General features: G+C 60.3%; 23 protein-coding genes, 1 tRNA gene and 1 pseudogene. 8 read left to right on the forward strand and 17 right to left on the reverse strand.

What is annotated here, in order from left to right; translation table 11 throughout:
- Position 1: 1 nt before the first annotated feature.
- The 3 genes from AB7M29_RS19660 to AB7M29_RS19670 form a co-directional block, all read right to left on the reverse strand.
- The gene (locus AB7M29_RS19660) at positions 2-304 is read right to left on the reverse strand and encodes a hypothetical protein (RefSeq protein ID WP_217856098.1); all 303 of its coding nucleotides are present in this window, start codon (positions 302-304) and stop codon (positions 2-4) included.
- A 217-nt stretch (positions 305-521) separates the two neighbouring features.
- Entirely contained in the window at positions 522-1,466 is a 945-nt protein-coding gene (locus AB7M29_RS19665) for a proline iminopeptidase-family hydrolase (protein WP_217856099.1), read from the reverse strand.
- Positions 1,467-1,559: 93 nt separating this feature from the next.
- Positions 1,560-2,318, reverse strand: coding sequence for a LuxR family transcriptional regulator (locus AB7M29_RS19670; RefSeq protein WP_217856100.1), 759 nt, complete (start codon positions 2,316-2,318; stop codon positions 1,560-1,562).
- A gap of 180 nt (positions 2,319-2,498) precedes the next feature.
- Between AB7M29_RS19670 and AB7M29_RS19675 the strand changes: the two genes are divergently transcribed.
- Genes AB7M29_RS19675 through AB7M29_RS19700 form a run of 6 tightly spaced genes read left to right on the forward strand, consistent with a single transcriptional unit; the run spans position 2,499 to position 8,687 of the window.
- On the forward strand, positions 2,499-3,386 hold the full coding sequence (locus AB7M29_RS19675) for a proline iminopeptidase-family hydrolase (RefSeq protein ID WP_217856102.1): 888 nt from the start codon (positions 2,499-2,501) through the stop codon (positions 3,384-3,386).
- Positions 3,387-3,389: 3 nt separating this feature from the next.
- Positions 3,390-4,337 carry an ABC transporter permease gene (locus AB7M29_RS19680; RefSeq protein WP_454247618.1) on the forward strand — a complete coding sequence of 316 codons (948 nt, stop codon included), beginning with the start codon at positions 3,390-3,392 and terminating at the stop codon, positions 4,335-4,337.
- On the forward strand, positions 4,334-5,188 hold the full coding sequence (locus tag AB7M29_RS19685; protein ID WP_217856103.1) for an ABC transporter permease: 855 nt from the start codon (positions 4,334-4,336) through the stop codon (positions 5,186-5,188). Before AB7M29_RS19680 ends, AB7M29_RS19685 begins: the two co-directional genes overlap by 4 nt.
- Positions 5,185-6,171, forward strand: coding sequence for an ABC transporter ATP-binding protein (locus AB7M29_RS19690; protein WP_454247619.1), 987 nt, complete (start codon positions 5,185-5,187; stop codon positions 6,169-6,171). Before AB7M29_RS19685 ends, AB7M29_RS19690 begins: the two co-directional genes overlap by 4 nt.
- The gene (locus tag AB7M29_RS19695; protein WP_454247620.1) at positions 6,168-7,139 is read left to right on the forward strand and encodes an ABC transporter ATP-binding protein; all 972 of its coding nucleotides are present in this window, start codon (positions 6,168-6,170) and stop codon (positions 7,137-7,139) included. The genes AB7M29_RS19690 and AB7M29_RS19695 overlap by 4 nt, the downstream gene beginning before the upstream one ends.
- Positions 7,140-7,172: 33 nt before the next feature.
- Positions 7,173-8,687 (forward strand): ABC transporter substrate-binding protein, encoded by a 1,515-nt coding sequence (locus AB7M29_RS19700; RefSeq protein ID WP_454247621.1) that lies wholly within the window; start codon positions 7,173-7,175, stop codon positions 8,685-8,687.
- 67 nt (positions 8,688-8,754) lie between these two features.
- On the opposite strand, the gene AB7M29_RS19705 is transcribed toward AB7M29_RS19700, so the two are convergent.
- The 13 genes from AB7M29_RS19705 to AB7M29_RS19765 form a co-directional block, all read right to left on the reverse strand.
- Positions 8,755-9,702: a Csu type fimbrial protein gene (locus tag AB7M29_RS19705; protein ID WP_454248735.1), complete on the reverse strand. Its 948-nt coding sequence runs from the start codon at positions 9,700-9,702 to the stop codon at positions 8,755-8,757.
- 68 nt (positions 9,703-9,770) lie between these two features.
- Positions 9,771-12,128 (reverse strand): fimbria/pilus outer membrane usher protein, encoded by a 2,358-nt coding sequence (locus tag AB7M29_RS19710; protein WP_454248736.1) that lies wholly within the window; start codon positions 12,126-12,128, stop codon positions 9,771-9,773.
- 117 nt (positions 12,129-12,245) lie between these two features.
- Positions 12,246-13,034, reverse strand: coding sequence for a fimbrial biogenesis chaperone (locus AB7M29_RS19715; protein ID WP_217856114.1), 789 nt, complete (start codon positions 13,032-13,034; stop codon positions 12,246-12,248).
- Between the two features lie 31 nt (positions 13,035-13,065).
- The gene (locus AB7M29_RS19720; RefSeq protein ID WP_454247622.1) at positions 13,066-13,563 is read right to left on the reverse strand and encodes a Csu type fimbrial protein; all 498 of its coding nucleotides are present in this window, start codon (positions 13,561-13,563) and stop codon (positions 13,066-13,068) included.
- A complete protein-coding gene (locus tag AB7M29_RS19725) occupies positions 13,563-14,099 on the reverse strand; it encodes a Csu type fimbrial protein (protein WP_217856116.1) in 537 nt (178 codons plus the stop codon). The genes AB7M29_RS19720 and AB7M29_RS19725 overlap by 1 nt, the downstream gene beginning before the upstream one ends.
- 18 nt (positions 14,100-14,117) lie before the next feature.
- Entirely contained in the window at positions 14,118-14,651 is a 534-nt protein-coding gene (locus AB7M29_RS19730) for a Csu type fimbrial protein (RefSeq protein WP_454247623.1), read from the reverse strand.
- Positions 14,652-14,769: 118 nt separating this feature from the next.
- Positions 14,770-15,270: a Csu type fimbrial protein gene (locus AB7M29_RS19735; RefSeq protein WP_454247624.1), complete on the reverse strand. Its 501-nt coding sequence runs from the start codon at positions 15,268-15,270 to the stop codon at positions 14,770-14,772.
- Positions 15,271-15,462: 192 nt separating this feature from the next.
- Positions 15,463-16,041, reverse strand: coding sequence for a Csu type fimbrial protein (locus AB7M29_RS19740; RefSeq protein WP_454247625.1), 579 nt, complete (start codon positions 16,039-16,041; stop codon positions 15,463-15,465).
- A gap of 143 nt (positions 16,042-16,184) precedes the next feature.
- Positions 16,185-17,249: a 2,3-butanediol dehydrogenase gene (locus AB7M29_RS19745; RefSeq protein WP_454248737.1), complete on the reverse strand. Its 1,065-nt coding sequence runs from the start codon at positions 17,247-17,249 to the stop codon at positions 16,185-16,187.
- A gap of 89 nt (positions 17,250-17,338) precedes the next feature.
- Positions 17,339-18,451 carry an acetoin dehydrogenase dihydrolipoyllysine-residue acetyltransferase subunit gene (locus tag AB7M29_RS19750; RefSeq protein WP_454247626.1) on the reverse strand — a complete coding sequence of 371 codons (1,113 nt, stop codon included), beginning with the start codon at positions 18,449-18,451 and terminating at the stop codon, positions 17,339-17,341.
- Positions 18,448-19,467 carry an alpha-ketoacid dehydrogenase subunit beta gene (locus tag AB7M29_RS19755; protein WP_123721746.1) on the reverse strand — a complete coding sequence of 340 codons (1,020 nt, stop codon included), beginning with the start codon at positions 19,465-19,467 and terminating at the stop codon, positions 18,448-18,450. Before AB7M29_RS19755 ends, AB7M29_RS19750 begins: the two co-directional genes overlap by 4 nt.
- A 33-nt stretch (positions 19,468-19,500) precedes the next feature.
- Positions 19,501-20,478: a thiamine pyrophosphate-dependent dehydrogenase E1 component subunit alpha gene (locus AB7M29_RS19760; RefSeq protein ID WP_123721745.1), complete on the reverse strand. Its 978-nt coding sequence runs from the start codon at positions 20,476-20,478 to the stop codon at positions 19,501-19,503.
- Positions 20,456-21,556 carry an ATP-NAD kinase family protein gene (locus tag AB7M29_RS19765; protein ID WP_454247627.1) on the reverse strand — a complete coding sequence of 367 codons (1,101 nt, stop codon included), beginning with the start codon at positions 21,554-21,556 and terminating at the stop codon, positions 20,456-20,458. Before AB7M29_RS19765 ends, AB7M29_RS19760 begins: the two co-directional genes overlap by 23 nt.
- Before the next feature lie 346 nt (positions 21,557-21,902).
- Here AB7M29_RS19765 and AB7M29_RS19770 point away from each other — a divergent pair, with 346 nt between their 5' ends.
- Both AB7M29_RS19770 and AB7M29_RS19775 read left to right on the forward strand, forming a co-directional pair.
- On the forward strand, positions 21,903-23,789 hold the full coding sequence (locus AB7M29_RS19770) for a sigma-54-dependent Fis family transcriptional regulator (RefSeq protein ID WP_454247628.1): 1,887 nt from the start codon (positions 21,903-21,905) through the stop codon (positions 23,787-23,789).
- A 110-nt stretch (positions 23,790-23,899) separates the two neighbouring features.
- Positions 23,900-25,900, forward strand: a pseudogene (locus AB7M29_RS19775) (peptidase U32 family protein).
- A gap of 201 nt (positions 25,901-26,101) precedes the next feature.
- Here AB7M29_RS19775 and AB7M29_RS19780 read toward each other — a convergent pair.
- A tRNA-Gln gene (locus AB7M29_RS19780) sits at positions 26,102-26,176 on the reverse strand.
- Positions 26,177-26,192 lie beyond the last annotated feature (16 nt).

A 26,192-nucleotide genomic window follows, 5' to 3' on the forward strand; every position in this document is an offset into this window, starting at 1 on the left:
ATCAACCGGCCTTGTCGTTGTCCTGTTCTGGCGTTTCGATGCCGGGCTCTACTTCGCTTGTTTGTGGCCGGGTTTTGGTAGTCGATGGCGCCTGTACATCAGGCGCTTCACGCGGGTAACCGGGCATCCCTCGGGCGTCACTCGGGCCTTGGCGATGGTCTTCAGCGTTCCTTTCCTTGTCCCAGTCTGTGGTGGTGTTCGGGTCTTCATCGCGGCCAGCGGTACCGAGCACGCAGCCGTCGTCATTGGGGTTGCTCAAATCCTCGGTGGGCTCATCTTTGGTGGTAGAAGGATCGGGTTTCATATCAGTCTCCAATACGAGGTAATGGAACTTCTTTGGAGACACTGTCAGTGCCAGAGTGCAGCGCAATTGACGAATGGTGTCTGCGATCTCCACAGCAAGGGCCGCTGGACTCGATCCGGCAATGGGGCCGACCAGGCGCTGATCAGCGAAAACGATGGGAGAAAATCGGCCGCAGCAACGCCCTGCGCTTGTTTGGTCTGCAGTAACGGCACCCGGGTCAGGGCATCAGCGCTTCAAGCTTGCGATTGCCAACCATCGCCCCGTGCATACACTCATCCAGGAACCTCACCACCGTCCCCATGCAGGCGACCCGCTCCTCGACATGAGGCATATGGCTGGAGTTCTGGAACAACGCCCAACGCACGTTCGGGATCTGCTCCAGATAAGGTCTGACCACCGTCGGTGTTGCTTCATCGTAGCGACCGGAGATCACCAGCGTCGGCACGTTGATGTGCCGCAAGCGGTCGACAATGGTCCAGTTTTTCAGGCTGCCTATCACATGAAACTCCGTCGGCCCGCTCATGGCATGGTAAACGGTGGGATCGGCATCGACCTGGGCAAACGTACGCGCGACTTCGTCCGGCCAGGGAAGGACGCGACACACATGGTTGTCGTAAAAGACCCTCGAAGCTTCCTGATAGGCGACCGCTTGAAAATCCCCTGCCCGTTCGTGTTCAAGCAACGTTTCATGTACGCCGACAGGCAACAATTGACGTAAACGGTTAGCTTCCTCAACCCAGACGCGCATATCCGAAGGGGAATTGGCGGCAATCAAGGCCCGCAGCCCCGCAGGTTGCCGTACGGCGTGCTCACTGGCGAGCATGCCACCCCAGGATTGCCCCAGCAGCGCGTAATTGTCGCTGATTTCCAGATGATCCAGCAGGTTGTCCAGTTCATCGAGAAACAGCGCTACGTTCCAGAACGAGGCATCTTTTTCCGGCAGGTGGGTCGAGCGACCGTTACCCAGTTGATCGTAATGAACCACCGGATAGCCACTCGCGGCGATGTCCTTGAAAGCGTCGACGTAATCATGCGTGCAGCCCGGGCCGCCATGCAGAATCACCAGCGGCGTGTTTTTACCGTCGAAGTGACCCGTGACGCGGTACCAGGTCTGATAAGGACCAAAAGGTGCGAAGCCTTCACGTATTCCGATAGATTCCATTTCTCTTTGCCGCCCCTGAAAAACCGTACGGCACACGATACCGGGATCAGATTTTCGAAATAACTAGAGAAACAAATAGGTTTCTGCCCTATTTCAGCTATCGAGCAATCGATAGTGGGTAGCCCGAACCACGGCCTGGACCCGATTCTTGGCCCCGAGTTTATGCATGGCCGAGGTCAGGTGGAGGCTGATGGTGGCCAATGAGCGATTCAGATGACTGGCAATCTCGGCGGCGGTCAGGCCCTCAGCCGCCCATTTAAGGCACTCGCGTTCACGTTTGGTCAGGTGAATGGGAGGCGTGTGAGCCTCTTTGCCAAGCAACGGATAGGCCGCTTCCTGCAAGGCATGGGAAATCAGGCTGAAATCCGCCAGGGTCCGCCGGGCATCGCAAAGGACACTGCTGCTGGCGGTACGCAGCCCGGTCAAGGAGGCAAAGCCGCCTCTGGGCAGATGAATCGGGACCGACACACCACAGGTCATCTGCGCGTCTTCCAGATAATTCACCACTGGCGCATGGCACTGACTGATGACCGGCTCCAGCACGGTGTCAGTCCCGGGTTTGTAAGACCAGACAAAGGGTGAAACACAATTGAGTGCTACCTGCTGGACAGGGTCGATCTGGTAGTAACCCTCTGCACACCAACGCGCATGCCAATCGGCTGGTGTGTTGCGCAGTTTGAGCACCGCGGGCGTGATCAACTTGCCTTCATGGTCCAGCGGCACCGGGCTGTAGTCGTACACCAAGGCCTCAAAGCCCAGCTCTTCGGCCAACAGCAAGGCGTTGTCCATCAGCTCATCCAGGCTCTTGCCCGACAACAGACGGGGATTGAGGTCTGATAGCTTCGTCTGCATCCATTGCCCTCCCTAATTAATTTCAATCCTGAAATTCAGCACGTAGAATGCCACGCCTCGGCGAGGGACTGCCAGACCAAACCTATAACAAATACTAGCTTTTGGGCACATGACTTACTCAGTAAGGTAGGCCATTTAGTTTGCCTGCGAACCGGTCAGCATCATAAAGGGAGAGCTGCGATGTGGCGTGAAATCGAGCCGGACCAGCACTATAACGTCAAGGTCGATGGCCACAATCTGGTGGTTTATAGCTTTGGCGAGGGCGATGAGGTCCTACTGTGCCTCAATGGAGGCCCGGGGCTTCCCTGCGATTATCTGCGTGACGCCCATGGCTGGCTCAAGGACAAGGGGTTGCGCGTTGTCGCCTTCGACCAACTCGGCACCGGGGCATCTGACAGACCCGAAGACCCGTCCCTATGGGACATCACCCGTTATGTCGCTGAGGTGGAAACCGTCCGTCAGGCCCTCGACCTGGGCCGGGTGCACTTGCTGGGGCACTCCTGGGGCGGCTGGCTGGCGATCGAATACGCCATTTACCACCCTCACGCACTCAAAACCCTGATTCTGGAAAACACGGTAGGCGATATCCCCCACCTGTCTCAGGAACTGGAGCGTCTGCGTGGCGCGCTGGGCAGCGAAACCGTGGCCATGATGCAGCGCCATGAAGCCATGGGCACCCTCGATCACCCGCAATACCAAGCGGCGATCACCCTCCTCAACTATCGCCACGTCTGCCGCCTGGACGAGTGGCCGGCACCGGTCACGCGCTCTCTGGGCGACTGGAACATGGGGCCCTACACAACCATGCAGGGGCCGAATGAGTTTCTCTATGTCGGCAACCTGAAAAACTGGAACCGTCTGCAGGAAATGGCCGACTTCACCATGCCGGTATTGATTACCACCGGCCAACACGACGAACTCACACCCGCCTGTGCCATGCGCATGAAAATGGCGCTCAAGGATGCTGCGCTGCATGTGTTCCCCAACAGCAGCCATATGCCCTTCTACGAAGAACCTCACGCCTACTTTCCGGTGTTGCTGGATTTCCTCCAGCGGCACCGAGGTTAGTCGATGAATCTGTCGCGTTACCGTTTCATCCTGTCACGCCCCCTGCAGCTGCTGCCGGTGCTGTTCGGCATCAGTCTCATCACGTTTGTGCTGGTGCGCTCGATTCCCGGCGACCCGGCGCGCGCGCTGCTCGGCTCGCGCAGTACGCCGGAAGGGCTGCTCAGGGTTCGCGCTCAGTTCGGCCTCGATCAGCCGCTGTGGATGCAGTACTTCTACTTCCTGAAAAACCTGTTCAACGGCGATCTTGGCCAGTCATTGCTGTACAAAGTCGATGCCTTGAAGCTGATCAGCACGCGCATCGAGCCCACGCTGTTTCTGGTGCTTGGCAGTGTGCTGCTGGCCATGTTGATCGCGGTACCGATGGCCACCGTTGCGGCCCGCAACAAGGGTGGCTGGGGCGACAACCTGATCCGCCTGTTCACCACCGCCGGGCTCGGCATGCCGGCGTTCTGGCTGGGGATCATGTTGATCCTGCTATTCAGTGTGCAACTGGGCTGGTTCCCGGTTTCCGGCTACGGCCGCTCCTGGCTGGACAAACTGCACCACATGGTCCTGCCCTGCCTGACCATTGCCCTGGCGTTATCGGCGGTGCTGGTACGCAATCTGCGGGCAAGCATGCTGATGGAGTTGCAAGCCGACCATGTCACGGCAGCCCGGGCTCGCGGTCTGTCTGAAGACGCGGTGTTTCGTCGGCATGTGCTGCCCAACTCACTCGTACCCGCCGTCAACCTGCTGGCGGTGAACATCGGCTGGCTGATCAGCGGCACAGTGGTCATCGAGAGTCTGTTCGCCATTCCCGGGATCGGCCAGTTGTTGGTCCGAGGTATCTTTACTCGTGACTACATGGTGGTCCAGGGCGTGGCGATGGTGCTGGCCTGCGCCACCGTGGCGGTAAACTTCCTCGCTGATGTGATCACGGTAGCCATCGATCCACGGGTAAAAATCCGATGAGCAGTCAGGCAACGACGGTTCCCCGACTGAACCTGCGCCTGGGTTTGCGCAACCCTCGATTGGCAATGGGATTGGGCCTGACAATCCTGCTCGGTTGGCTAGTGCTGGCGATCTTCGCGCCTTGGATCGCGCCCTTTGATCCCATCGCCCAGAACACCGATATTCGCCTGCTGGCCCCGCATCTGGCCCACCCGTTCGGCACCGACAATTTTGGCCGAGACGTCTTGTCTCGAGTGATCTGGTCGGCCCGCATCGACTTGCAGCTGGCAGTGATCGGGGTCATTTTTCCGTTTCTGATCGGCACCTGTGTCGGGGCCTTGTCCGGCTATATTGGCGGGCGTTTCGATACGTTCTGCATGCGCCTGATCGATATCATCCTGGCCTTCCCGTTCCTGGTGTTGATGCTGGCGATCATGGCGATCCTCGGCCCCGGCCTGATGAGTTTCTACATCGCCATGGCCCTAGTGGGCTGGGTGTCCTACGCGCGGTTGATCCGCTCGCAGATCCTGATCCTCAAGGAAAGCGATTTCGCCCTGGCCGCCAAAAGCCTCGGCTTCAGTCATGGGCGCATTCTGTTTCGGCACCTGCTGCCGAACGCGATGTTCGGCTCGATCGTGTTTTCCATGTCCGATGCGGTGCTGGTATTGCTCAACGGCGCGGCGGTCAGTTACCTCGGCCTCGGGGTTCAACCACCGACTGCCGAGTGGGGCACGATGGTCGCCGAAGGCCAGAGTTTCATTACTTCCGCCTGGTGGATCTGCACCTTTCCGGGATTGGCGATCGTCACCCTGGCCATGGGCTTCAGCCTGCTGGCTGACGCTGTTGCCGAACATCTGGGTGAACGCTCATGAGTGCGCCTGTGCTGAAGGTCGAAGAGCTCAGCGTCATCGCCCGTAAGGGTGAGCACGAGGTAACGCTGGTGGATCGCTTGTCCTTTGACCTGGCCGAGGGTGAAGTACTCGGACTGGTGGGGGAAAGCGGCTCCGGCAAAACCATGGCTTGTCGCGGTTTGATGAGGCTGCTGCCGTCGCCGAACCTGCGAGTCGAAGGCACAACCGTGCAACTGGCCGGGGAAAATCTGTTGCATCTGGACGAGGCCGGCATGCGCCGCATGCGTGGGCGCCAATTAGGGATGATTTTCCAGAACCCGAGTAGCCATCTCGACCCGTTGATGCGCATCGGCGAGCAGATTGGCGAGGGTATTCGTCTGCACCAAGGCGCCAGCAAGCGCGAAGCCCGCGCCCAGGCCATCGACGTACTTCGGCAAGTGGGCATTCCCGATCCGCAGCAACGAGTCGACTGTTACCCTCACGAATTTTCCGGCGGTATGCGTCAGCGAGCGATGATCGCCGTGGCACTGGGTTGCAACCCCAACGTGCTGATCGCCGACGAACCGACCACCGCCCTCGACGTTACGGTGCAAGCGCAGATCCTGCGCCTGCTGCTCGATCTTCGTGACCAGCGTGGCCTGTCAATCATCTTGATCACCCATGACCTGGGGGTCGTTGCCCAGACCTGCGACTCGATTGCCGTGATGTACGCCGGACGCTTGTGCGAGCACGGCAACAAACACGAGGTGCTGGCCCATCCACGCCACCCTTACACTGCTGGATTGATCGACTGTCAGCCGGCCACCAGTCACGGTCACGCATTGCTCAAAACCATCGCCGGGCAACCGCCCCTGCTTGATGCCCTGCCCCAAGGGTGTCGCTTCAATCCGCGCTGCCAGCAAACCGGCAGCCAATGCACATCACTGATGCCGAGTTTGCAGCCCGTCAGCCATGGACACCGCATCGCTTGCCATTACCCCTTGGCCGTCGGAGACCGCTCATGACCCTGCTCAAGGTCAAGGATCTGCAGGTTCGCTTCGCGGCGCCGGGCACTGGTCTGCTGGGCATGAACCGGCAATGGCTGACAGCCGTCAACGGCGTTTCGCTGACCCTCTCGGCCGGGGAAACGCTCGGGCTGGTCGGCGAGTCGGGCAGCGGTAAAAGCAGCCTGGGGCGGGCGATTCTGCACCTTAACGAGATCTACGCCGGGCAGGTGCTGTTTGACGGCATCGACATGGCCCATGCCGGGAAGATCGATATCGAGCGGCTGCGTCATGAGACGGCGATGGTTTTTCAAGACCCTTACGCCGCGCTCAACCCACGCCTGAGCATCGGTGAGACCCTTGCGGAAGTGCTCCGGGTACAACGCAAGGTGCCACAATCGCTGATTGCCGCCCGAGTCGATGAACTGCTGACCCTGGTCGGCCTGCGTCCCGAGTTGGCCGCCCGCAAACCGCACGCCTTGAGCGGCGGCCAATGCCAGCGTGTCGGGATCGCCCGCGCGCTCGCCGTGGAGCCGCGCCTGATCGTCGCCGATGAATGCGTGGCCGCGCTGGACGTGTCCATCCAGGGGCAGATCATCAACCTGCTGCTGGAGCTGCGCCAGCGCATGAACCTGGCGATTGTGTTCATTGCCCATGATCTGGCGATCGTTCGCCGGCTCTGTGATCGGGTGGCGGTGATGTACCTGGGCAAGATCGTCGAAGAAGGCCCCGTGGAGGAAGTATTTCGCGCCCCGCGACATCCTTATACCGCCGCGCTGATCCAGTCGATTCCGGAAATCGATCCGGCCCGGGCGCTACCCATCGACCCGTTGCCCGGAGAACCGCCCAGCCCTTTGCAGCTGCCATCCGGCTGCGCTTTTCACCCGCGCTGTCGCTACGTTCGTCCCGCTTGTAGCCAGGTGGCGCCCCCTACCCGTCAACTCGAAGCTCGCCGTTATGACTGCGTGCTCGAGGAGCCTCTGTTTTAAAAAACCACGTACTCATCAAGAAGGAGTTTGACCATGAGATCCAGGCATTTGAAATTGCTCGCCGCGGCCACATTGACGGCTTGCACCCTTGCCAGCGGCATTGCTCAGGCGGCCGGTGTACTCACCATCGGTTGCCGTGAAGAAAGCACCACGTTCGACCCGATCAAGAGCGCGCAAAACCGCGATACCTGGGTGTTTTCCAATGTCTACGACACACTGATCCGGGTCGACAAGGCCGGCAGCAAGATGGAACCCGGCCTGGCTGAAAGCTGGAAAGTCTCCGACGATGGCCTGACCTACACCTTCAAAATGCGCGCGGCGAAGTTCTCCGATGGCTCGCCGATCACGGCCGATGATGCGGCATTCAGTCTGTTGCGCACTCGCGATAACAAGGCCTCGCTGTGGAGCGATGCCTACAAACTGATCGACACGGCGAAAGCGGCCGACCCGCGTACCCTGGTCGTTACCCTGACCACCCCGTCGGTACCGTTCCTCTCGCAACTGGCCTCGCCGACCGTGTCGGTTCTCTCGCAGAAGGCCATGACCCGTATGGGCGAAGATGCCTATGCGCAAGAGCCTGTGGTCTCAGGGGCATTTTTTGTCAAAGAGTGGCTGCGCGGCGACCGCGTGAAGCTGGAGAAGAACCCGCATTTCTGGCAGGCCGACAAAGTCAGCCTGGATGGCGTGGAGTGGATTTCCATCCCTGACGACAATACCCGGATGCTCAAGGTGCAGGCAGGTGAGCTGGACTCAGCGATCTTCGTACCGTTTTCGCGAGTCGATGCGCTGCGCAAGGATCCCAATCTGACTATCCACTCCGACCCTTCTACTCGGGAAGATCACCTGTTGATCAACCATGAGCACGGTCTGCTGAGCAAGCCTGAAGTACGTCAGGCACTGGACATGGCGATCAACAAAAAATCGGTGGTCGATACCGTCACCTTCGGCCATGGTCAGGAGGCTTACTCCTACATTCCCAAGGGCTCGCTTTACCACTACGCCGACAACTTGAAGCGTCCATTCGACCCGGCCAAAGCCAAGCAGATGCTGAGCGATGCCGGCGCAGCGGGCATGAAGCTGAATTACGTGGTCAACGCCGGCAACGAAGCCGATGAGCAAATTGCCGTGCTGGTTCAACAGCAACTGGCGGCCGTCGGTGTGACCGCCACCCTGCAAAAGGTCGACCCCACCCAGAGCTGGCAGATGCTGGTCGACGGTGACTACGACCTGTCTGTGATGTACTGGACCAACGACATCCTTGACCCGGACCAGAAGACCACCTTCGTTCTGGGCCACGACACCAACATGAACTACATGACCCGCTACAAGAACGACAAGGTCAAGAATCTGGTGTCAGCCGCCCGAGTGGAAGCGGACCCGGCCAAGCGTGAACAGATGTACGTCGACCTACAGAAGGTCGCCAAACAGGACGTCAACTGGATCGACCTTTACTACAGCCCGTACATCAACATTTCGCGCAAGAACATAGAAAACTTCCAGCAGAATCCGCTGGGACGTTTCTCTCTTGAAGAAACAGTGAAGAACTAAGCAATCGTTGCATGGAAAACAAATGGACCTCTTTTCAGAGGTCCTTTTTTTATACCTGGAGCAGGGATTAAAACCCCACATCCAGCACCACACTGTCCAGATAGGTTCCCGGTGACGGCGTGCTCTGGTCTATGTAGATTTTGGCGTTGTAGTTGAAGATCTGACTGCCCGTGCCCAAGCCGTTGCCGGGGTTGACCTCGGCATCGGAACTGGTGCGACGGGCCGTGCCGACGCTGCCCCAACGGGTGGTTCCGGCGCTCTTGAAGAGGTCATAAGCCAGGTAATTGCTGCCTGAGATCATCCGCCTGCGCCCGCCCACGCCGTCAGCATGTTGACCATCGTCCAGCCCCACCGTGTACGCACTGCCCTTGGTGCAGGCCAGGTTGATCGTCTGGCCGGTGACGGTGGCGAAGGAGCTGATTACCGAAGCGCTGCCAAAGCTGATGTTCGGCGCAGTGATCGTGCAGTCGTTGTCCACGGTCATATTCACAGTCAGGCTGGTGGAACCGCTGTTGATGTCTCGCCCCTGGCAACTGCCACCGCCACCGTAGTCATGGCAATAATCCCAGCTCCAGAAAATATTCAGGGTTTCAGAATAGATCCCGGCCGCCACGTTGCTGCCGATAATCGTATTCAGGTAGATCGGTGCGGCCTTGGCAACCGCTGGATTGGAAAGCAGGCCGAGGGCATCGATGATCGAGTGTCGGGCAAAGTCGAACGCTACGCCGCGAGTGATCGGATAGCTGGTGCTGTTGTTGGCAAACAGCGTGTAACCAATCACATCACTGGTTGGCCCGACCGCTCCTGCAGTGGCCGACGTAATGGTGGCGTAAAAATGATCATCGCTGACCAATGACGACGCCAGCGAACCGGTGCAACTCAAACCGGCATGGGAGGTGGAACTGGTTTGCAAAGTAGTACGCACCGCGATCGAACTTAGCGAGCCAAAACCGGCCGGTGAAGTACTGGCCACTTCGCACAAGGCATAGGCCTCACACGGCAGAAAAATCGCCATCAGCCTGATCACTTTACCCGGCCACCCATCAGAAAATTGCACACCCATCTCCCTGTTCTATTGGCGATTCATTGACACAGCAGCGGCCCGATCAACGGCACCTGATCCTGTTGCATGTCCAGCGTGAACTGCGCCTGGCAAGTCCGGCCATCGGCCAGGGTCACCTGCAAACTGCTATGCGCTTCCAGGTTTTCCAGATAGACCAGCCCGTCCCAACCGACCACCGCGTGCGTCCCGCTCTGCTCGTGCCGCACGCGGCTGCCCAAGGGCAATTCGTGTTGCTGCGCGTCCACCAATACAACACTCGCGGCAATGATCCGGCTCAGAGGAAACTCCAGCAGGTAGCCACTGCCACGGCGCACCGCCACGCGTTGTTCAACATTCGAGCTCTGCACATTGGTCGGCAGGTTCAGTGGATCGATTTCATATTTGCCGCGATAGTAGGCGCTGCTCCACGGCACCAGCAGATGACCGTTTTTATCCGTCTGGCCCACCCGTTGATTCTCGTAACGCACCGGAATATCGGCAAATCCACCGGTGCTGACCACGACAAAGGCATCATCGATACGATTGGCGACGAACACTTGATGGTCCATCCACACCAGCGAACCGCTGGCATCGGCCCAGCGGGTCTGGGCATCACTGCTGCCGTAAACCCCAGCCTGCAACTGCACCGATTGCAGGCGCCAGGTCAGGTCGGCCTGACGATAATCCGGGCCTTCGTCGTGGGCATAACCGAGGTTGAAGCCCACGCCGCCGGCGCTGGGCACAGCACGACTGTAATTGACGCGCTGGCGGCTTACGCCGGTCTTGCTGCGCTCGCCACTCACACTCAAGGTGCCACGCAGGTCGAAGGGGATGACCAGTTGCGCCTGCATCGCCCAGTCGCTATCGCCGATCTCGCGATTGGCCGACAAGTAAAAACTGGTATTGCGCCACAGTGGCTTGCTCCAGGTCAGATTGAGTAACCGGGTGCGCGAATCATCCGCCGCCCGCACATCAAAATAGCCCGCGCCGAGGCTGCCCCAGCCGTTGAGACTCACGCTCAGGGTCAACTGCTCGCTACGCTGGCTGAGGCTGAGATAAGGGCTGTCGACAACAGTCAGGTCGGCGTATTGGTCGCGGCGCTGCATGCGCTGATAAGAAACGCTGTAGTGCTGGCTGCTGTATTGATAACCAAGGCTGACTTGCTGACCGCTATTACCGTCGAACCGGCTTTGACTGACCGCCGTGTTGAGCACACCGAAATTGCTCAGGCGCAGGTTGCCGCCAACGCCACCAAGGGCCAGCGCGTCCGAGGCTTCGGCGTGGGTTTCGAGGGTCAGACTGTCGTTCAGACCGTAACGCAGGCTGCCGGAGGTCACACCCGGGCCGTAACCGAAATCCTGAATCCCGAAGTCACGGCGCAGGCTACCGGCGGCCACCGAGAAGTCCATCAGGCCTTTTTGCAGCAGGTTGCTGGTGACATAGAACGGCACGGTGGTCGAGACCTGTCGGCCGAGGGCATCGGTCGTGACCACCACCGCCTCGCCCGCACCGTTGATGAACGGAATGTTGGTCAGCGTGTAGGGACCGGGCTGCAACTCGGCGCTGCTGGACTTGTAGCCGTTGATGAACAGGTCGACCGATGAAGGTACCGCCGCTTCCCCGGCGAACTGCGGCAACGGGTAGGTCACCAGGTCTGGGCGCACGCCGAAATCGCGCGACACTTGCACACCGCCCAGGCGCACCGAACTGCTCCAGGGCAAGGCGCCGCTGACCAGATCGCCCGCCTCGTAAGTCAGCAGACGTTCGTCATCGGAGTAACGCCAAGTGGTGTCGTAACGCCGATAACCGTTGTTCAGTGTGCCGTTGCTGATTCCGGAAATCGTGCGTCGGTATTGCCCGGTGTTGGACAACGTGCCCCAACTATCGAATAGCCGCACCTCGTTCCAGGCCGCGAGGTAGGTGCCGCTGTCATCGGTGTCGTTGAGGTACAGGTCGTAGTTGAGCAAGGCGCCGAAACTGCTCAATGCCACGGTGCGTGGATACGCCTCACGGCTGCCGACAAACTGCTCCGGCAACCAGTCCGGCGGGACGGTTAATAACAGCCGCTGCCCCTGACTGTCATAGTCACTTTGCAAACCTTGCAGACTGTCGAGGGCGACCTCGGCGCTAAGGTTTTCCGGCAGCTTCATTCCAATTTCACGTAACACCGCGACCGGCATAAAGAAGCGACCGCCGCGCTGCTCCACCGCCACCACACGCCCGGTATTCATTTGGTTGACGACCAGTTCCAGAAACAATTGCGCATCGACAATCGCCTCCATGCCGCTGGGGGCCGCCGGCAGGTCTCCCGCCAAGCCGTGGCGGGCGAATACCAGACAGCACATTCCAATCGCGGCCCACAGCGGACGCTTGATACCACGAGCCCGATCCTGGCTCATCACCGCTTTACGTCCGTCAATGGACATTCCTTACTGTGGCGATCAAGAGACGCGCACAACACCTGTGGCTAGGGCGCTTGCAAGCTCCCTCGCCACACTGTTCCCATCACCGGGCTATCACCGCGCCGGCGCAATACTCTGAACCTGCGGCGCACCATTGACCCGTACTTGCAAGGCCTGATCCGCACTGATCGGTCCCGGTGTCGGCCACCGCATGATCGCCCCCGGCAGCACATAACCGAGCAATCCCTCAACCAGCGGCCGTGTCTGACCGCCCTGCTTGAACGCGACATCGGTCAGCCGGGCATGCACCGCGCCCTGATTGCGCACCTCCAGGTAGGAACGGCCATCAACCGCCACTTTGCGCCAGCTCAGATCAGGCACACCGGCGCCTTTGGGGTCGCGTTTACGGTTCATGTCTTCCTTGCTCCACAGACCCGCGCCATAGGCAAACAGCGGCACCGAATAGCGCATTTGAAACCGGATGGCCGCAGCGGTTTTGCCATCCTCGGCCGTCACCGGTCGGGCCGCCGGGATTTCATCGATAATGATGCGATAGGCCAACTCTTGCCCCGGCGGTATATCGCGGGTACGGGTCAGGCGCACGAGTTGCTTGTGCCCGGGTTCGATTTTCGCTACCGGCGGGCTGCCAATGACATCGCGCTGGTTCTGATACTGATCGCTGAAACCACTCTGGCTCCAGGCAAACACCCGGATCTGCAGATTCGCCGTCTCGTTGCCGCGATTTTCCAGCCACAGCGCACTCGCCTGTTGATCGGCCTCCAGCACCGGATCGATCGGCCAGATCAGCACCGAACTGGCCGCCTGCACCTTGACCCCGCCCAGCAATACCATCGCCAGCACAGCGCAACGCGCGACCGGTAACCTGCGCAAAGGTGAATACATAGGCCCTACTCCTTATGCCCGAACGACCGAGCTACCACGACAGCTGCACCTGCAGTACGTCGCTATAAATTCCTCCGGGCTGATCACCCGGTAATTGCACTTGTGCGTAAATAGGCAATCGGATGTTGTTCGCATCGCTATAGGCCACGGCCACGCTCTGACCGATGCCCAAGCTCTCACTCAAGGTGGCGTCACTGAATAATTGATAGGCCACACGGGCACTGCCGTCATCAAGCTGCAGGTGCCGCCCGTTGCTGTTGTACTGGCCGCCATCGACGCTCATGTTCAGGCTCACGCCCGGCGTGCATTGCAACTGCACGCCGTCGCTCAATTGCACTTGAACAGTGTTGGTCGCCAACGCCGATTGAGTGCCGAAATCGAGGTTGCCGTAAGTGGAAACCCCGCCCATCACCTGACATGCCGCTGTCACTGTCGCGCTAACCTGAAAACTCTGACTGGTGCCCGCCGCCAGCGGCAGAGGCAAACCAGTCGCGCCGATCAGGATCAGCGCGGCAGGACTCCATTGCACTAGAAGGTCAATACAACGGCGACAGCGTCCGAGTAGACGCCTGCGGGCAGGCCGGCCTTGCCCACGGCCTTGCCGTAAATATTCACCGTCTGCGCTACCCCGGTACTTTCTGCGAGTGTGATCACTCCGTCGATCGCCAGGACCTGCGTACGACCAGAATCGGTGTACAGGTCGTAAGGCACGAAGTTGGTGCCATCATCGGTCAGTGCGCGGGTGCCACCGACAGATCCGCCGTCATTGGCGCCAGCACCGACGGTGACGGTCGGTAAGGTGCCGCTGGAGCAGAGAATCGACAGTGCGCCACCGCCGCCAGCGAGCACCGCCCCGTTCGCGGTGGTGAACAGACTGCCGGTGGTGCCGAAGTCCAGCACACCGAAGTCCACCCCGGTAGCCCCGCCGGGGGCACCGTTGATCTCACAGCTGCTGCTGAGCGTCATGCTGGTGGTGATCTGGCCGGCAGATGTGGCTGCCTGAGCATTGCCGGCCAGCGCCAGAACGAGCGCTGATAAACCAATCCTTGATACGAGCTTATGCATGATGTCCATCCTCTGGGTTTACCAATCCAGCGTGACCGTCAGGGTGTCGGTATACACCCCTGCCGGAACCGCGCGGGTATTCGCGACCACCGAACCAAATACCGGGATTGGTACCTGACCTTCATTGGTAACCGCGAAATTGCGTTGTTGACCGATGCTGTAGCTGTCGCCACCGGAAGCATCGAGGAACAATTGATAAGGGATGGTCTGGGTACCATTGCTCAGGCGCCGCGTGGTGCCGTCGCCATGGGTGCCGCCATCGATGGTCACGGTGAAACCGGTGACCGACGGGTTGCAGGAAACTTCCAGCGTGCCGTTGCCGGCATCACTCAGGTTAGCGTTGATCGGGTTGGTCCAGGTCGGACCTTGCGAGCCGAAATCCAACAGGCTGAAATCACCGACCGGACTGCCGGCGCTGTTGGTAATGTCATTGGTCACTGCACAACTGGCGATGATGGTCAGCCGCGCATCAATCTGACCGCTGATCGCCGCTTGCGCCTCCTCAGCCAGTAGTAAAACTGTGCCAAGGGTCATTACCACCCAACTCTTCATCGTCTTGCACCGATCCTAATTCCATCAGGATTCAAACATTGGCCGTCCGCTTGCGAACGACGTTCCTTGTGCTGCCCGAATCCATCGGGCAGGTGTCACTCAATGCCTTGCTGCCTTGCTACCAGCTCACGGTCACTTTCAAGAGATCGGAATAACGGCTGACGCGGGGGATCTCGGCCAGCCGTTCGATACGGGCATACAGAGGCAAATCCACCGTGCCTGAATCCGGCACCCGCCCACTCAAGAGCACATTCACCGGCAGCGGAATCTGCCGTGCGGCGTCTTGATAGAGGCGATAAGGAATGGGTTTACTGTGCTCTGCACTGCCCGCCAGATAGCGGACCTCGCCGACGCCGCCATGCAGGCCGCCGTCGACCTGTAATTGGTATGGGGTATCGGGATTGCATTCCAGACGTGGCAGGCGTGTATCAAGCAATGCGGCACTCAATGGCCCTGCCGGATCGTCCAGGCGGGCGGTGGTGCCGAAGTCGAGGACGCCCAATTGCTCGATACCCGCCTCACGCTGTTGGCCAACCAACTGGCAACCGCGCTGCACATTGACCCGGACCTCAACCTGAAGCTGCGCCGCCAGCGCTGTCGCACTGAGCATTGTGCTCATGACTGCCAAAACCCCGAGTCCGTTCAAATTCCCATTCCCTTTAAGGGGTTATTCGCAGGCTGAGGTTAGCATTCAAGGGGGAAACAATACGTCAAATCCGCACCTTTGCGACGAAGGGACATATTTCGTGTTTATCAGGGTATCGGCAGGATTTCAGAAGGAAAAAACCGTGCTTGACCACGGTCTTCAAGGTCAAAAGGTGACGGTGGCTGTCATGGTGTCGGCATAGGTGCCCGGCGGACTAAGCTGCCCCGCCACCACCCGACCATAGACCGGGATGACCTGGACGGCGCCGCTGCCGGTTCCAGTGATGAGACCGGTGCCACCGGTGTCACCCCAATTGGTCGCCCGAGTGACGTCCGAGTACAGCGCATAGAACAGAATGCCTGCGGGAGTGCCGGACATCTGCCGGGCTGTCGCGGTGCCGCCACTCGTCCCGGCACCGAGGCCGACACTATAGGCCGTCGTGTTGGTGCAGTTGACCGATAGACTGGACTCGGCATCGGCTTGCACACCTGTATAGGCGCCGAAAGCCAAAGGAGAGGCAGTGATCCCGCAACCGGCCACGATGCTTGCGGAAACGGTGAAGGTTGCAGTGGAGGTAGCTGAAATAGCCGGAGTGGGTAACAGACTGAGCGAAAAAACACTGAGGATGCCGATACGGGCGAGAATGCCCCTATCGCGCTGCATCCGAGTTTTCTTGCCTGGCAGCGTGTCGTTACTGGCCCAACGGGGATGTGAGGAGGTCTGCGTGCAATGCAAAAACATCATGGTGATAACTCCCTGTAGCACTTGGCGAACGATCAGGTTTCTTCAGTGCCCTGAAAGGGCCTGATCGTCCAGCCTGGATGCCAAAGCGTAGTCCAGAGTGGGCCTCACACGTATGTTTTCGTGGCAGCACGCTTCAGGTGGCCTTAGATTCGGGCAGGTGACACGATGATTTTCACGTTATGCTCCTTGTTGTTGACCAATTCCTCAAAGCCCTGCCCGACGATCTGTTCCAGCTGAATGCGCCCGGTTACCAGCGGTGTGATGTCCAGCCGGCCGTCGGCAATAAAGGCGATCACATCGGCGAACTCACCGTTGTAGGCAAGCGCACCCAGCACCTGTTTTTCGGTGGCGACCAACTCGAAGAAGTTGAACTCACTGGGTTCCTCGAAGATGCCCACCAGCACACACATGCCGGCCTTGCGGATCAGGTCGATAGCGAGCTTGGCCGTGTGTTTGTTGCCGATGCATTCGAAGCTGACATCCGCCCCAAGTCCACCGGTCAGCCGCCGCACTTCTGCCAGAGCGTCACATTCATTGGGGTCTAGCACATGGCTCGCCCCTACCTCCAGAGCCTTGGCCTTGCGCGCTCCTGACATTTCCAGGGCGATGACCTGCGCCGCTCCAGCAGCCTTGGCACACATGATGGTGCACAGGCCGATAGTGCCCGCGCCAACCACCACCACATTTTTCCCCAGCAAACTTCCGGCCTTTTTCACCGCGTGCATGCCCACTGCCAACGGTTCGATCAACGCCCCGGCTTCAGCGGGAAAGTTGGCCGGCAACTTGTAGAGCAGATTGGCCGGCACGTTGACCAACTCAGCGAACGCACCGTTGTTCATCAGCCCGGTGAAGGCCAGGTTCTCGCAAATGTTGTACAACCCATGGGTGCAGTAATAACACGTGCCACAGTGCTGACAGGCATCGGCTGCCACCGGTTCGCCAACGTTGAACCCCTGGACACCGGCGCCGATTTCGACGATCTCGCCACAGAACTCGTGACCGAGAATGCACTGCCCCTTGATTCCGGTCAGCGGGTGCGGCGCATCCACCGGGATGAACACCGGCCCGGCCACGTATTCATGCAGGTCGGAGCCGCAAATACCGCACCATTGCACACGAATCTGGACCCAGCCCGCGGGTGGCGACACGGGCAACGGAACGTCTTCGACACGGATATCGTGACGGCCATGCCAGACAGCGGCACGCATGCTGCGGGTCGGGTTGATCAAAAGGCTCATGCTGGAATCTCCTTGAAGTCGTTGGCCTTGGCGACCTGCAAATGGTCGCCAAGGGAGCATTAGTGTTGTTGCACAAAGTCCAGGATCAACCGATTGACCTGCTCGGCCGCTTCCATCTGCACCATGTGCGCCTGGCCCGGCAGGATTTCGATTTGGGCTGTCAGGCCAACGCTATGGGTCGCAGGAATGATCGCGTCGTCACTGCCCCAGATCAGCAACACCGGCTGCCGGCCGTCTTGCACCACGCCGCGCAGATCGAGCTGTTGCCGCCCTTCTTTGAACAACCCCGAAACCAGCTGGCGCAGGGCTGTGTCCACCCCTTCCAGGCGCTTGTACTTGAGCATGTCTTCGAGCATCTGCCGATTGACCAGTTCGGGGTCGGAGAACAGTTGCACCAGTTGTGGTTTGAGGGCATTGCGACTGGTTGCATCGACAAAACCTTGCAGGTAATCGCCGTTGATTTCCGCGCCCAGACCAGCGCTGCCGATCAAGCTCAGGGAACGCACCCGATGGGGCGCCAGACGCGCAGTGTTCAGCACCACCGCACCGCCCATGGAATGACCTGCCAGATGCGCCACGGGAACATCCAGATGATCGAGCAGCGCCAGCAGCACCCCGCTCAGCTCATCCAGATCTGCACGCTCCAGCTGTTTGGTCGACTCGCCATGGCCCGGCAGATCCAGAGCTATGACCCGGCGTTCGGCGGCCAACGCTTCATGATTGAACATCCAATTGTTCAGGTCACCGCCAAACCCGTGCACCAGCACCAGCGGCACCCCGCCTTCGCCGCGCTCAAAGTAACGGATCAGCCGCCCGTCCAGTTCGACCTTCTGCGGCTTCGGCCCACTGTCTTCCTCAGCGCCGTCACCCGGCACGAACGCAGCCTGGAACTGCTCGATCACCGCATCGATTTCGGCCTCACTGGCTTCGCCGTCAACCACGATGCCGAGCAACGCACCGACCGCGAGGGTTTCATCCTGGCGCGCGATCTGTCGACGCAGCACACCGGAAAACGGCGCTTCGACGCTGCTGGAAATTTTGTCGGTTTCTACGTCGAGTACTTCATCGCCCTTGGCGATCGCCTGGCCCTCCTCCTTGAGCCAGACATCGACCCGGCCTTCAGTCATGGACAAGCCCCACTTGGGCATGGTCAGGGTATGGATCTGGCTCATGAACGCTTGCTCCACTCGATCAACTTGAGAACGGCGTTTTCGATCTTCGCCGCGTCAGGGATATAGAGGTCTTCCAGGGCGTCGGAGAATGGCACCGGCGTGTGCGGCGCCGTGACCATCTCGATGGGCGCCTTGAGCGAGGCGAAGGCTTTTTGCGCCACCAGGGCCGAGATGTCAGTGGCCATGGAACAGCGCGGGTTGGCTTCGTCGATCACCACCAGGCGTCCGGTCTTTTCAACGCTTTCGAGAATGCTGTCTTCGTCCAGCGGGCTGGTGGTGCGCAGGTCGATGACCTCGCAATCAATGCCTCGCCCTGCCAGGCTGCGGGCTGCGTCCATCGCTGTATTGACCATGCGCCCGTAGGAGACCAGGGTCACGTCCTTGCCATCGCGCAGGAAGTTGGCTTCACCGAACGGGATGGTGTAGAGCTCTTCCGGCACCTCGCCTTGCATGCTGTAGAGCAGTTTGTGTTCGCAGAAAATCACCGGGTCGTTGTCACGGATAGCCTGGATCAACAGGCCCTTGGCGTCATAAGGTGATGACGGGCAGACGACTTTCAGCCCGGGGATGTGGGTCCACAGCGATGTGAGCATTTGCGAGTGTTGGGCGGCTGCCCGCAGGCCCGCGCCGACCATGGTGCGAATCACCAACGGGGTGGAGGCCTTGCCACCGAACATGTAGCGAAACTTGGCCGCCTGATTGAGGATCTGGTCCAGACAGCAACCGGCAAAGTCGACAAACATCAATTCACACACCGGGCGTACGCCACAGGTCGCTGCGCCGACGGCGGCACCGACATAACCCAACTCCGACAGCGGCGTGTCCAGCACGCGTCCGGGAAATTGGTGATAGAGGCCCTTGGTCACGCCCAGCACGCCGCCCCAGGCGTCGTTTTCACCGGGAGCACCGGCACCGCCGGCAACGTCTTCCCCCATGATGAACACGCTGGGGTCGCGGCGCATCTCCTGGGCCAGGGCTTCGTTGATTGCCTGCTGATAACTGATTTTTCTCGCCATGATAAAGGTCTCGATTCTTGTTATAGGGGGCGTTCAGGGATAGGAAACGTAGACGTCGGTGAGCAGGTCGGCCGCGCTCGGCTTGGGGTCGGACTTGGCCTTGCGCACGGCATTTTCGATCAGCAGGTCCACTTCGCTATCGATCTGGTCCAACTGGCTGGCATCAATCAAACCAGTGCGCGTGGTGCGTTCGCGAAACTGCATCAGGCAGTCGTTGTGCTCGCGGAAATACTTGACCTCGTCCGGTGCCCGATAGGTCTGGGCGTCGCCCTCGAAGTGGCCGTAGTAGCGGGTCAGCTTGACCTCGATCAGCGACGGTCCTTCACCGGCGCGGGCCCGCTCCACTGCGGCACCGGCGGCTTCGTGAACAGCAAAAAAGTCAAAGCCATCGACGGTGACCCCGGGCATGCCGAAGCCGGCTGCGCGGTCGGCGATGTGATCGCAAGCCACGGACCAGTTGGAGGCCGTGGCCTCGGCGTAGCCGTTGTTCTCGGCAATGAACAGGCATGGCAGGTTCCACACCGAGGCCATGTTCATCGCTTCAAACACGGCCCCTTCGTTGGAGCCGCCATCGCCGAAGAACACCACGGCGACACCGTCGGTCCCTTTGAGCTTGGCTGCCAGGGCCGCCCCGACCACCAGTGGTGCACCGGCACCGACGATGCCGTTGGCGCCGAGCATGCCCTTCTCGAAATCGGCAATGTGCATGGAGCCGCCCTTGCCCTGACAGACCCCGGTTTTCTTGCCGTAGATCTCGGCCATCATCCCGTACACATCAACGCCCTTGGCGATGCAATGACCGTGGCCTCGGTGGTTGGATGCGATGCAATCATCATCCCCCAGGTGAGCCATGACACCGGCGGCCGAGGCTTCTTCGCCGGCATAAAGATGGACGAAACCGGGAATCTCGCCGGTGGCGAACTCCACGTGCAAGCGCTCTTCAAAAACGCGGATGGTGCGCATCACCCGATAGGCATGCAGCAATTGATCAGCGGTCAGTTGTGTCGACATTTTTATTCTCCAGGGTGTCTTGATACTCAAGGTTCAGAGGGTGTTGCGGATGTTCACGGCCGATGGCCAGCAGCCGCTCTTGCGCTGCATAGGCCAGCGCCGCATTGACATCGATGCTCAACGGACCGCCGGCATCGAGGGTAACGGTGGGTAAGTCATGGGCGCTGAATTCGATCTCCCGCTCGCCATCCAGGGCCAGGGTGCCGTTGCTCAGGCACAGACGATGGGCAACGCCGGGTTCAAGGCTAGCGGCGGCGAGCACGCCGCAGCCTTGCAACAGGCCGGGCGCCAGTGGCACCAGCAAGGCTTCGCAAGAGTGCGGATCAAGGCGCATCCAGGCGCCGTTGGGGGCTTGGCGCGACACCGGAAACCACAAGCCACAGAGGGCCGAGATGCCAATGGACTGAGGCTCGGCGAAGGTCACAAACACCTCCGCCAGATCGATCCCACGGCTGATTGCACGGGCGCCGATAAAGGGCAACGAGGACACCGCCACGTCCACCAATGCCACTTCGCACAGGTCGCGGCTCGGAATCCGCACCAGCAGGCGTTTATTGCGGCGCAAAGCGATTTCGGGTGGAATCCGCCCGCTGGCGAATAGCCCGCCGGCCAACCCGGCGCTGGTGGCTTCACGCAGTTCCGGGAAGGCATTGTTGGTGCCCGTGGACAGGGTCAGCAGTGGAATGTCGCCGACTTCTGCGGCCACCGCTTTGTGGGTGCCGTCACCGCCGAGCACGGCGATCAGCGACACGCCGCGTTCAGCCATCCAGCGCGCGGCCTGGCGAGTGTCCGCCACGCTCTGGCGCAAGGTAAGGTCCAGGAACTCCAGGGTTGGCCAGTGGCTGTCACGCGCCTGGCGGCCACGACTGTTCTTCAACACCGCAGCGGCGATGCCGGTCATGTCGGTGGGCATCAGCACCCGCTCGACACCGGTGGCGCCAAAAGCCGCCAGCAACCGTTGGATCACCGAGACCTTGTCGGTACTGGAAAATAGCCCGGCATTCGCCGTCAGGCGCCGTACGTCCCGGCCGGACGCCGGGTTGGCAATGATGCCGACGGTCAGGGGCAAGCGACTCATGTCACCCCCACAGGTAGAACAAGGAAAAGGCCTCGGCAGGAGAACATAGGGCACCTCTTTTTATTATCGGGTTGCCAGTCGCACTGGTTGCAGGGGCTAGAGCAAGGCCGGTGCCAGATCCGCACAAAAGCGCCAGAACGCCTGTTCCAGAGCGGCCATGACCTGAGCCTATGAGGGTTGGAATTACGCTCGATTGAGACGTTTCATGTCAGCCTGCACGGGTTTGTGGTGAGACCTTGAGACGTCGCGTCTCACCTTCGCCGTGAGTGAATCGACGCTTGTCGACCATCGATGAACGGCGCTTAATAGCCGCACAACTAAAAGAAGATCGAACCGGAGACCTTAAATGCTTTCCGCACACTCGAAGGCGCACGTGGATTGCGTCAGCCGTGTTTTGAAGAACGCAGCGCACCTGCCGCAACTGCCTGTGTCGGACTTGATATTGGACTCCTGGCGTCGCTCCATGGAGCAACACCACCTGGACCCCGGCTCATTACAAGGGCCACGGATCCTTTCGCAGAATGTGCTGAAGGAATGTCGAGAACGCTCCGAACTGTTCCTGCGCATCGCCAGCGAAGAAGTCGCCCGCCTCCACGGTCGCGTGCGCGATGCCGACTACTGCGTGTTGCTCACCGATGCCCAGGGCCAGACCATCGACTACCGCGTGGAAACCTCGATCCGCAATGACTGCCGCAAAGCCGGTCTGTACCTGGGCACCTGCTGGTCTGAAGGCGAGGAAGGCACCTGTGGGGTGGCCGCGGTGCTGACCGCACGAACACCGGTCACGGTGCATAAGCGAGATCACTTCCGCGCCGCCTTTATCGGACTCACCTGCTCTGCAGCGCCAGTCTTCGACCCTCGGGGCGAACTGCTCGGGGTGCTCGATGTGTCCGCGGTGCGCTCTCCGGACGACCGTCGTTCGCAACACCTGATCCGGCAGATGGTGGTGCAGAGCGCACGGGAAATAGAACAAGCGTTTTTCATGAGCAGTGCCCAGGGTTACTGGGTGCTGCGGGCCCACAACAGCCCGGGCTATGTCGACAGCCAACCCGATTACCTGCTCGCCTGGGACGATGACGGAAGACTGCAGGCGCTGAACCCCGCGGCGCGGCAGTGGCTGTTGCAAAGCTTTGGCCAGCTGCCGGAACACATCGACCAAGTGTTCGATCAGCAGTTATTGCATCGGGCCAGGGACGAATCGCTCTGCCTGCTTCACGGCCAAGGTGGCCGTCATGCCTTGCATGGACGACTCAGCGCGCCACGGCGGGTCAAACGCAACCCTGCGCGCCGGGTGCTGTCACCCGCCGAACTCGACCCGCGACTGGAAGAAAGCCTGCGCCTTGCGGTGCGGGTCAAAGATCGCAATTTACCCGTGCTGATCCAGGGTGAAACCGGTTCTGGCAAGGAAGTCTTCGCCCGCCAGTTGCATCAGGCTAGTCTGCGCCGTGAGCGGCCTTTTATCGCGGTGAACTGCGCAGCGATTCCCGAAAACCTGATCGAAAGCGAGCTGTTCGGTTATGTGGCCGGCGCCTTCACCGGTGCATCGAATAAAGGTATGCGAGGTCTGCTGGAACAGGCCGATGGCGGCACTCTGTTTCTCGATGAAATCGGCGATATGCCTCTGCCTCTGCAAACCCGTCTGTTGCGGGTTTTAGCCGAGGGCGAAGTGGCGCCCCTGGGGGCGTCACGAAGCAAAGCGATCGACATTCAGGTCGTCTGCGCAAGCCACCGCGATCTGGAAGCACGGGTGACCTCTGGTGAGTTTCGCGAGGACCTGTACTTTCGCCTCAGTGGCGCGCGATTCCAATTGCCGCCGTTGCGCGAACGCAGTGATCGACTGGCCTTGATCAACCGGATACTCGAAGAAGAATCGTCGAGCTGCGCAATGGAGATGCAACTGGGAAGCGCCGCACTGGAATGCCTGCTCGGCTATCGCTGGCCGGGAAATGTGCGCGAACTGCGGCACGTGCTGCGTTACGCCTGCGCGGTGTGCGAGACCCATTTGATTCTGTTGAGTGACTTGCCTGAGCAACTGCTCGGCCATCGACTCAATGATCCGGCTTCAGCTGACACCGTGGAACACTGCGCCAGCCCGGAACGCCAGGCACTCATCGATGCCCTCGTGCGTCATCGCTGGAAACCCACTGCCGCGGCCAAGGCTTTGGGCATCTCCCGGGCAACGCTGTATCGACGGGTGCATCAACATGACATCGACATGCCTGGCAGGGGCTAGCCACAGCTTCATCCGGCGGCCCCGCTCGCCATCGGGCACCACACGGGTGCCGGTCAAACGTTTCGCCGCTACAATGCGCACCTTGACCGTGACAAGCCAGACTAAAAAAAATGTCCCTACCCAAACATCACTTGGAACTGCTCAGCCCCGCCCGCGACGTGGCCATCGCCCGCGAGGCCATCCTGCATGGCGCCGACGCCGTGTACATCGGGGGCCCGAGCTTCGGCGCTCGCCACAACGCCTGTAACGAGGTGAGCGATATCGCCCAATTGGTGGAATTCGCCCGTCGCTACCACGCCCGGGTGTTCACCACCATCAACACGATCCTGCACGACAACGAGCTGGAGCCGGCCCGCAAGCTGATCCACCAACTGTACGATGCCGGTGTCGACGCGCTGATCGTCCAGGACCTGGGCGTGATGGAACTGGACATCCCGCCGATCGAACTGCACGCCAGCACCCAGACCGACATCCGCACCCTGGCGCGGGCGAAGTTCCTCGACCAGGCCGGCTTCTCCCAATTGGTACTGGCCCGCGAGCTGAACCTCCAGGAAATCCGCGCGATCGCCGACGAAACCGATGCGGCGATCGAGTTCTTCATCCACGGTGCGCTGTGCGTGGCATTCTCCGGCCAGTGCAACATCTCCCACGCGCAGACCGGCCGCAGCGCCAACCGTGGCGACTGCTCCCAGGCTTGCCGCTTGCCGTACACCCTCAAGGATGAAAAAGGCGGTGTGATCGCTTACGAAAAACACCTGCTGTCGATGAAGGACAACAACCAGAGCGCCAACATCCGCGCGCTGGTTGAAGCCGGCGTGCGCTCGTTCAAGATCGAGGGACGCTACAAAGACATGGGCTATGTGAAGAACATCACCGCCTGGTATCGCCAGCGCCTGGACGAGGTCCTCGAAGATCGCCCGGACCTGGCCCGCGCATCCAGCGGCCGCACCGCGCATTTCTTCGTGCCCGATCCGGAAAAGACCTTCCACCGCGGCAGCACCGATTACTTCGTCAGCGATCGCAAGATCGACATCGGCGCCTTCGACACACCCACCTTCACCGGCCTGCCGGTGGGCGTGGTGGAGAAAGTCGGCAAGCGCGACCTGCTGGTAGTCACCCACGAACCGCTGTCCAACGGCGACGGTCTAAACGTGCTGGTCAAGCGTGAAGTGGTGGGCTGGCGCACCAACATCGCCGAGCCGAAGGGCGAGTTCGAAGAGGACGGGGAAAAGCGCTACCGCTATCGCGTGGAGCCCAATGAGATGCCGAAGGGGTTGCACCAGCTGCGCCCGAATCACCCGCTGAGCCGCAACCTTGACCACAACTGGCAACAGGCCCTGGTCAAGACCTCCGCCGAGCGCCGGGTGGGTCTTGCCTGGGTCGCTCGCCTGCGTGAGGATCGCCTGGAGCTGACCGCCACCAGCGAGGAAGGTGTCAGCGCCAGTGTTGCCCTGGACGGTCCATTCGGTCTGGCCAACAAGCCGGAACAGGCCCTGGAGCAACTGCACGACCTGCTCGGCCAACTGGGCACCACGCAGTACCACGCCACGGCGATCGAGCTGGATGCACCGCAGGCGTATTTCATCCCCAACTCGCAGCTCAAGGCCTTGCGCCGAGAAGTCATCGAAGCGTTGACCGCAGCCCGCATCAAAGCCCACCCACGAGGTGGTCGCAAGGCCGAAACCGAGCCGCCTCCGGTGTACCCGGAGTCGCATCTGTCGTTCCTCGCCAACGTCTACAACCAGAAAGCCCGCGACTTCTATCACCGTCACGGCGTCAAGCTGATCGACGCGGCCTATGAGGCTCACGAGGAGACCGGCGAGGTGCCGGTGATGATCACCAAGCACTGCCTGCGTTTCTCCTTCAACCTCTGCCCCAAGCAGGCCAAGGGCGTCACCGGCGTGCGCACCAAGGTCGCGCCGATGCAACTGGTGCACGGTGATTAGGTGCTGACGCTGAAGTTCGACTGCAAGCCTTGTGAGATGCACGTGATCGGCAAGATGAAGGGGCACATCCTCGACCTGCCTCAACCGGGCAGCGTGGTGCAGCAAGTCGTCGGCCACATCAGCCCTGAAGACCTGCTCAAGACCATCCCTCGCGCGCCCCACTGAGTGACTTGCGAGCGCGCCGCTACGGCGCCGCGCTCGCTGCGCTCGCAAGACGGCTGAATGTTAAAGGTGTGACCAAGAGGAATTTACAGGCATAAAAAAACGCCGGGCCGGATCGGCGTTGGCGTTTTCTGTAAAGACAATCATCCGGGACTTCCGCACTACCTGCCGGCGGAGGCCATACTTGGATGAGTATAAGGAAAATGGCAGGGGCGGCTGGATTCGAACCAACGCATGGCAGGATCAAAACCTGCTGCCTTACCGCTTGGCGACGCCCCTGTATCTGTTGCTGCGA

The organism is Pseudomonas sp. F-14 TE3623, assembly GCF_053629015.1.

Coding starts and splice junctions, on each gene's coding strand:
- AB7M29_RS19660 (WP_217856098.1), bottom strand. CDS start 304: ATGAAACCCGATCCTTCTACCACCAAAGATGAGCCCACCGAGGATTTG.
- AB7M29_RS19665 (WP_217856099.1), bottom strand. CDS start 1,466: ATGGAATCTATCGGAATACGTGAAGGCTTCGCACCTTTTGGTCCTTAT.
- AB7M29_RS19670 (WP_217856100.1), bottom strand. CDS start 2,318: ATGCAGACGAAGCTATCAGACCTCAATCCCCGTCTGTTGTCGGGCAAG.
- AB7M29_RS19675 (WP_217856102.1), top strand. CDS start 2,499: ATGTGGCGTGAAATCGAGCCGGACCAGCACTATAACGTCAAGGTCGAT.
- AB7M29_RS19680 (WP_454247618.1), top strand. CDS start 3,390: ATGAATCTGTCGCGTTACCGTTTCATCCTGTCACGCCCCCTGCAGCTG.
- AB7M29_RS19685 (WP_217856103.1), top strand. CDS start 4,334: ATGAGCAGTCAGGCAACGACGGTTCCCCGACTGAACCTGCGCCTGGGT.
- AB7M29_RS19690 (WP_454247619.1), top strand. CDS start 5,185: ATGAGTGCGCCTGTGCTGAAGGTCGAAGAGCTCAGCGTCATCGCCCGT.
- AB7M29_RS19695 (WP_454247620.1), top strand. CDS start 6,168: ATGACCCTGCTCAAGGTCAAGGATCTGCAGGTTCGCTTCGCGGCGCCG.
- AB7M29_RS19700 (WP_454247621.1), top strand. CDS start 7,173: ATGAGATCCAGGCATTTGAAATTGCTCGCCGCGGCCACATTGACGGCT.
- AB7M29_RS19705 (WP_454248735.1), bottom strand. CDS start 9,702: ATGGCGATTTTTCTGCCGTGTGAGGCCTATGCCTTGTGCGAAGTGGCC.
- AB7M29_RS19710 (WP_454248736.1), bottom strand. CDS start 12,128: ATGAGCCAGGATCGGGCTCGTGGTATCAAGCGTCCGCTGTGGGCCGCG.
- AB7M29_RS19715 (WP_217856114.1), bottom strand. CDS start 13,034: ATGTATTCACCTTTGCGCAGGTTACCGGTCGCGCGTTGCGCTGTGCTG.
- AB7M29_RS19725 (WP_217856116.1), bottom strand. CDS start 14,099: ATGCATAAGCTCGTATCAAGGATTGGTTTATCAGCGCTCGTTCTGGCG.
- AB7M29_RS19730 (WP_454247623.1), bottom strand. CDS start 14,651: ATGAAGAGTTGGGTGGTAATGACCCTTGGCACAGTTTTACTACTGGCT.
- AB7M29_RS19735 (WP_454247624.1), bottom strand. CDS start 15,270: ATGAGCACAATGCTCAGTGCGACAGCGCTGGCGGCGCAGCTTCAGGTT.
- AB7M29_RS19740 (WP_454247625.1), bottom strand. CDS start 16,041: ATGATGTTTTTGCATTGCACGCAGACCTCCTCACATCCCCGTTGGGCC.
- AB7M29_RS19745 (WP_454248737.1), bottom strand. CDS start 17,249: ATGCGTGCCGCTGTCTGGCATGGCCGTCACGATATCCGTGTCGAAGAC.
- AB7M29_RS19750 (WP_454247626.1), bottom strand. CDS start 18,451: ATGAGCCAGATCCATACCCTGACCATGCCCAAGTGGGGCTTGTCCATG.
- AB7M29_RS19755 (WP_123721746.1), bottom strand. CDS start 19,467: ATGGCGAGAAAAATCAGTTATCAGCAGGCAATCAACGAAGCCCTGGCC.
- AB7M29_RS19760 (WP_123721745.1), bottom strand. CDS start 20,478: ATGTCGACACAACTGACCGCTGATCAATTGCTGCATGCCTATCGGGTG.
- AB7M29_RS19765 (WP_454247627.1), bottom strand. CDS start 21,556: ATGAGTCGCTTGCCCCTGACCGTCGGCATCATTGCCAACCCGGCGTCC.
- AB7M29_RS19770 (WP_454247628.1), top strand. CDS start 21,903: ATGCTTTCCGCACACTCGAAGGCGCACGTGGATTGCGTCAGCCGTGTT.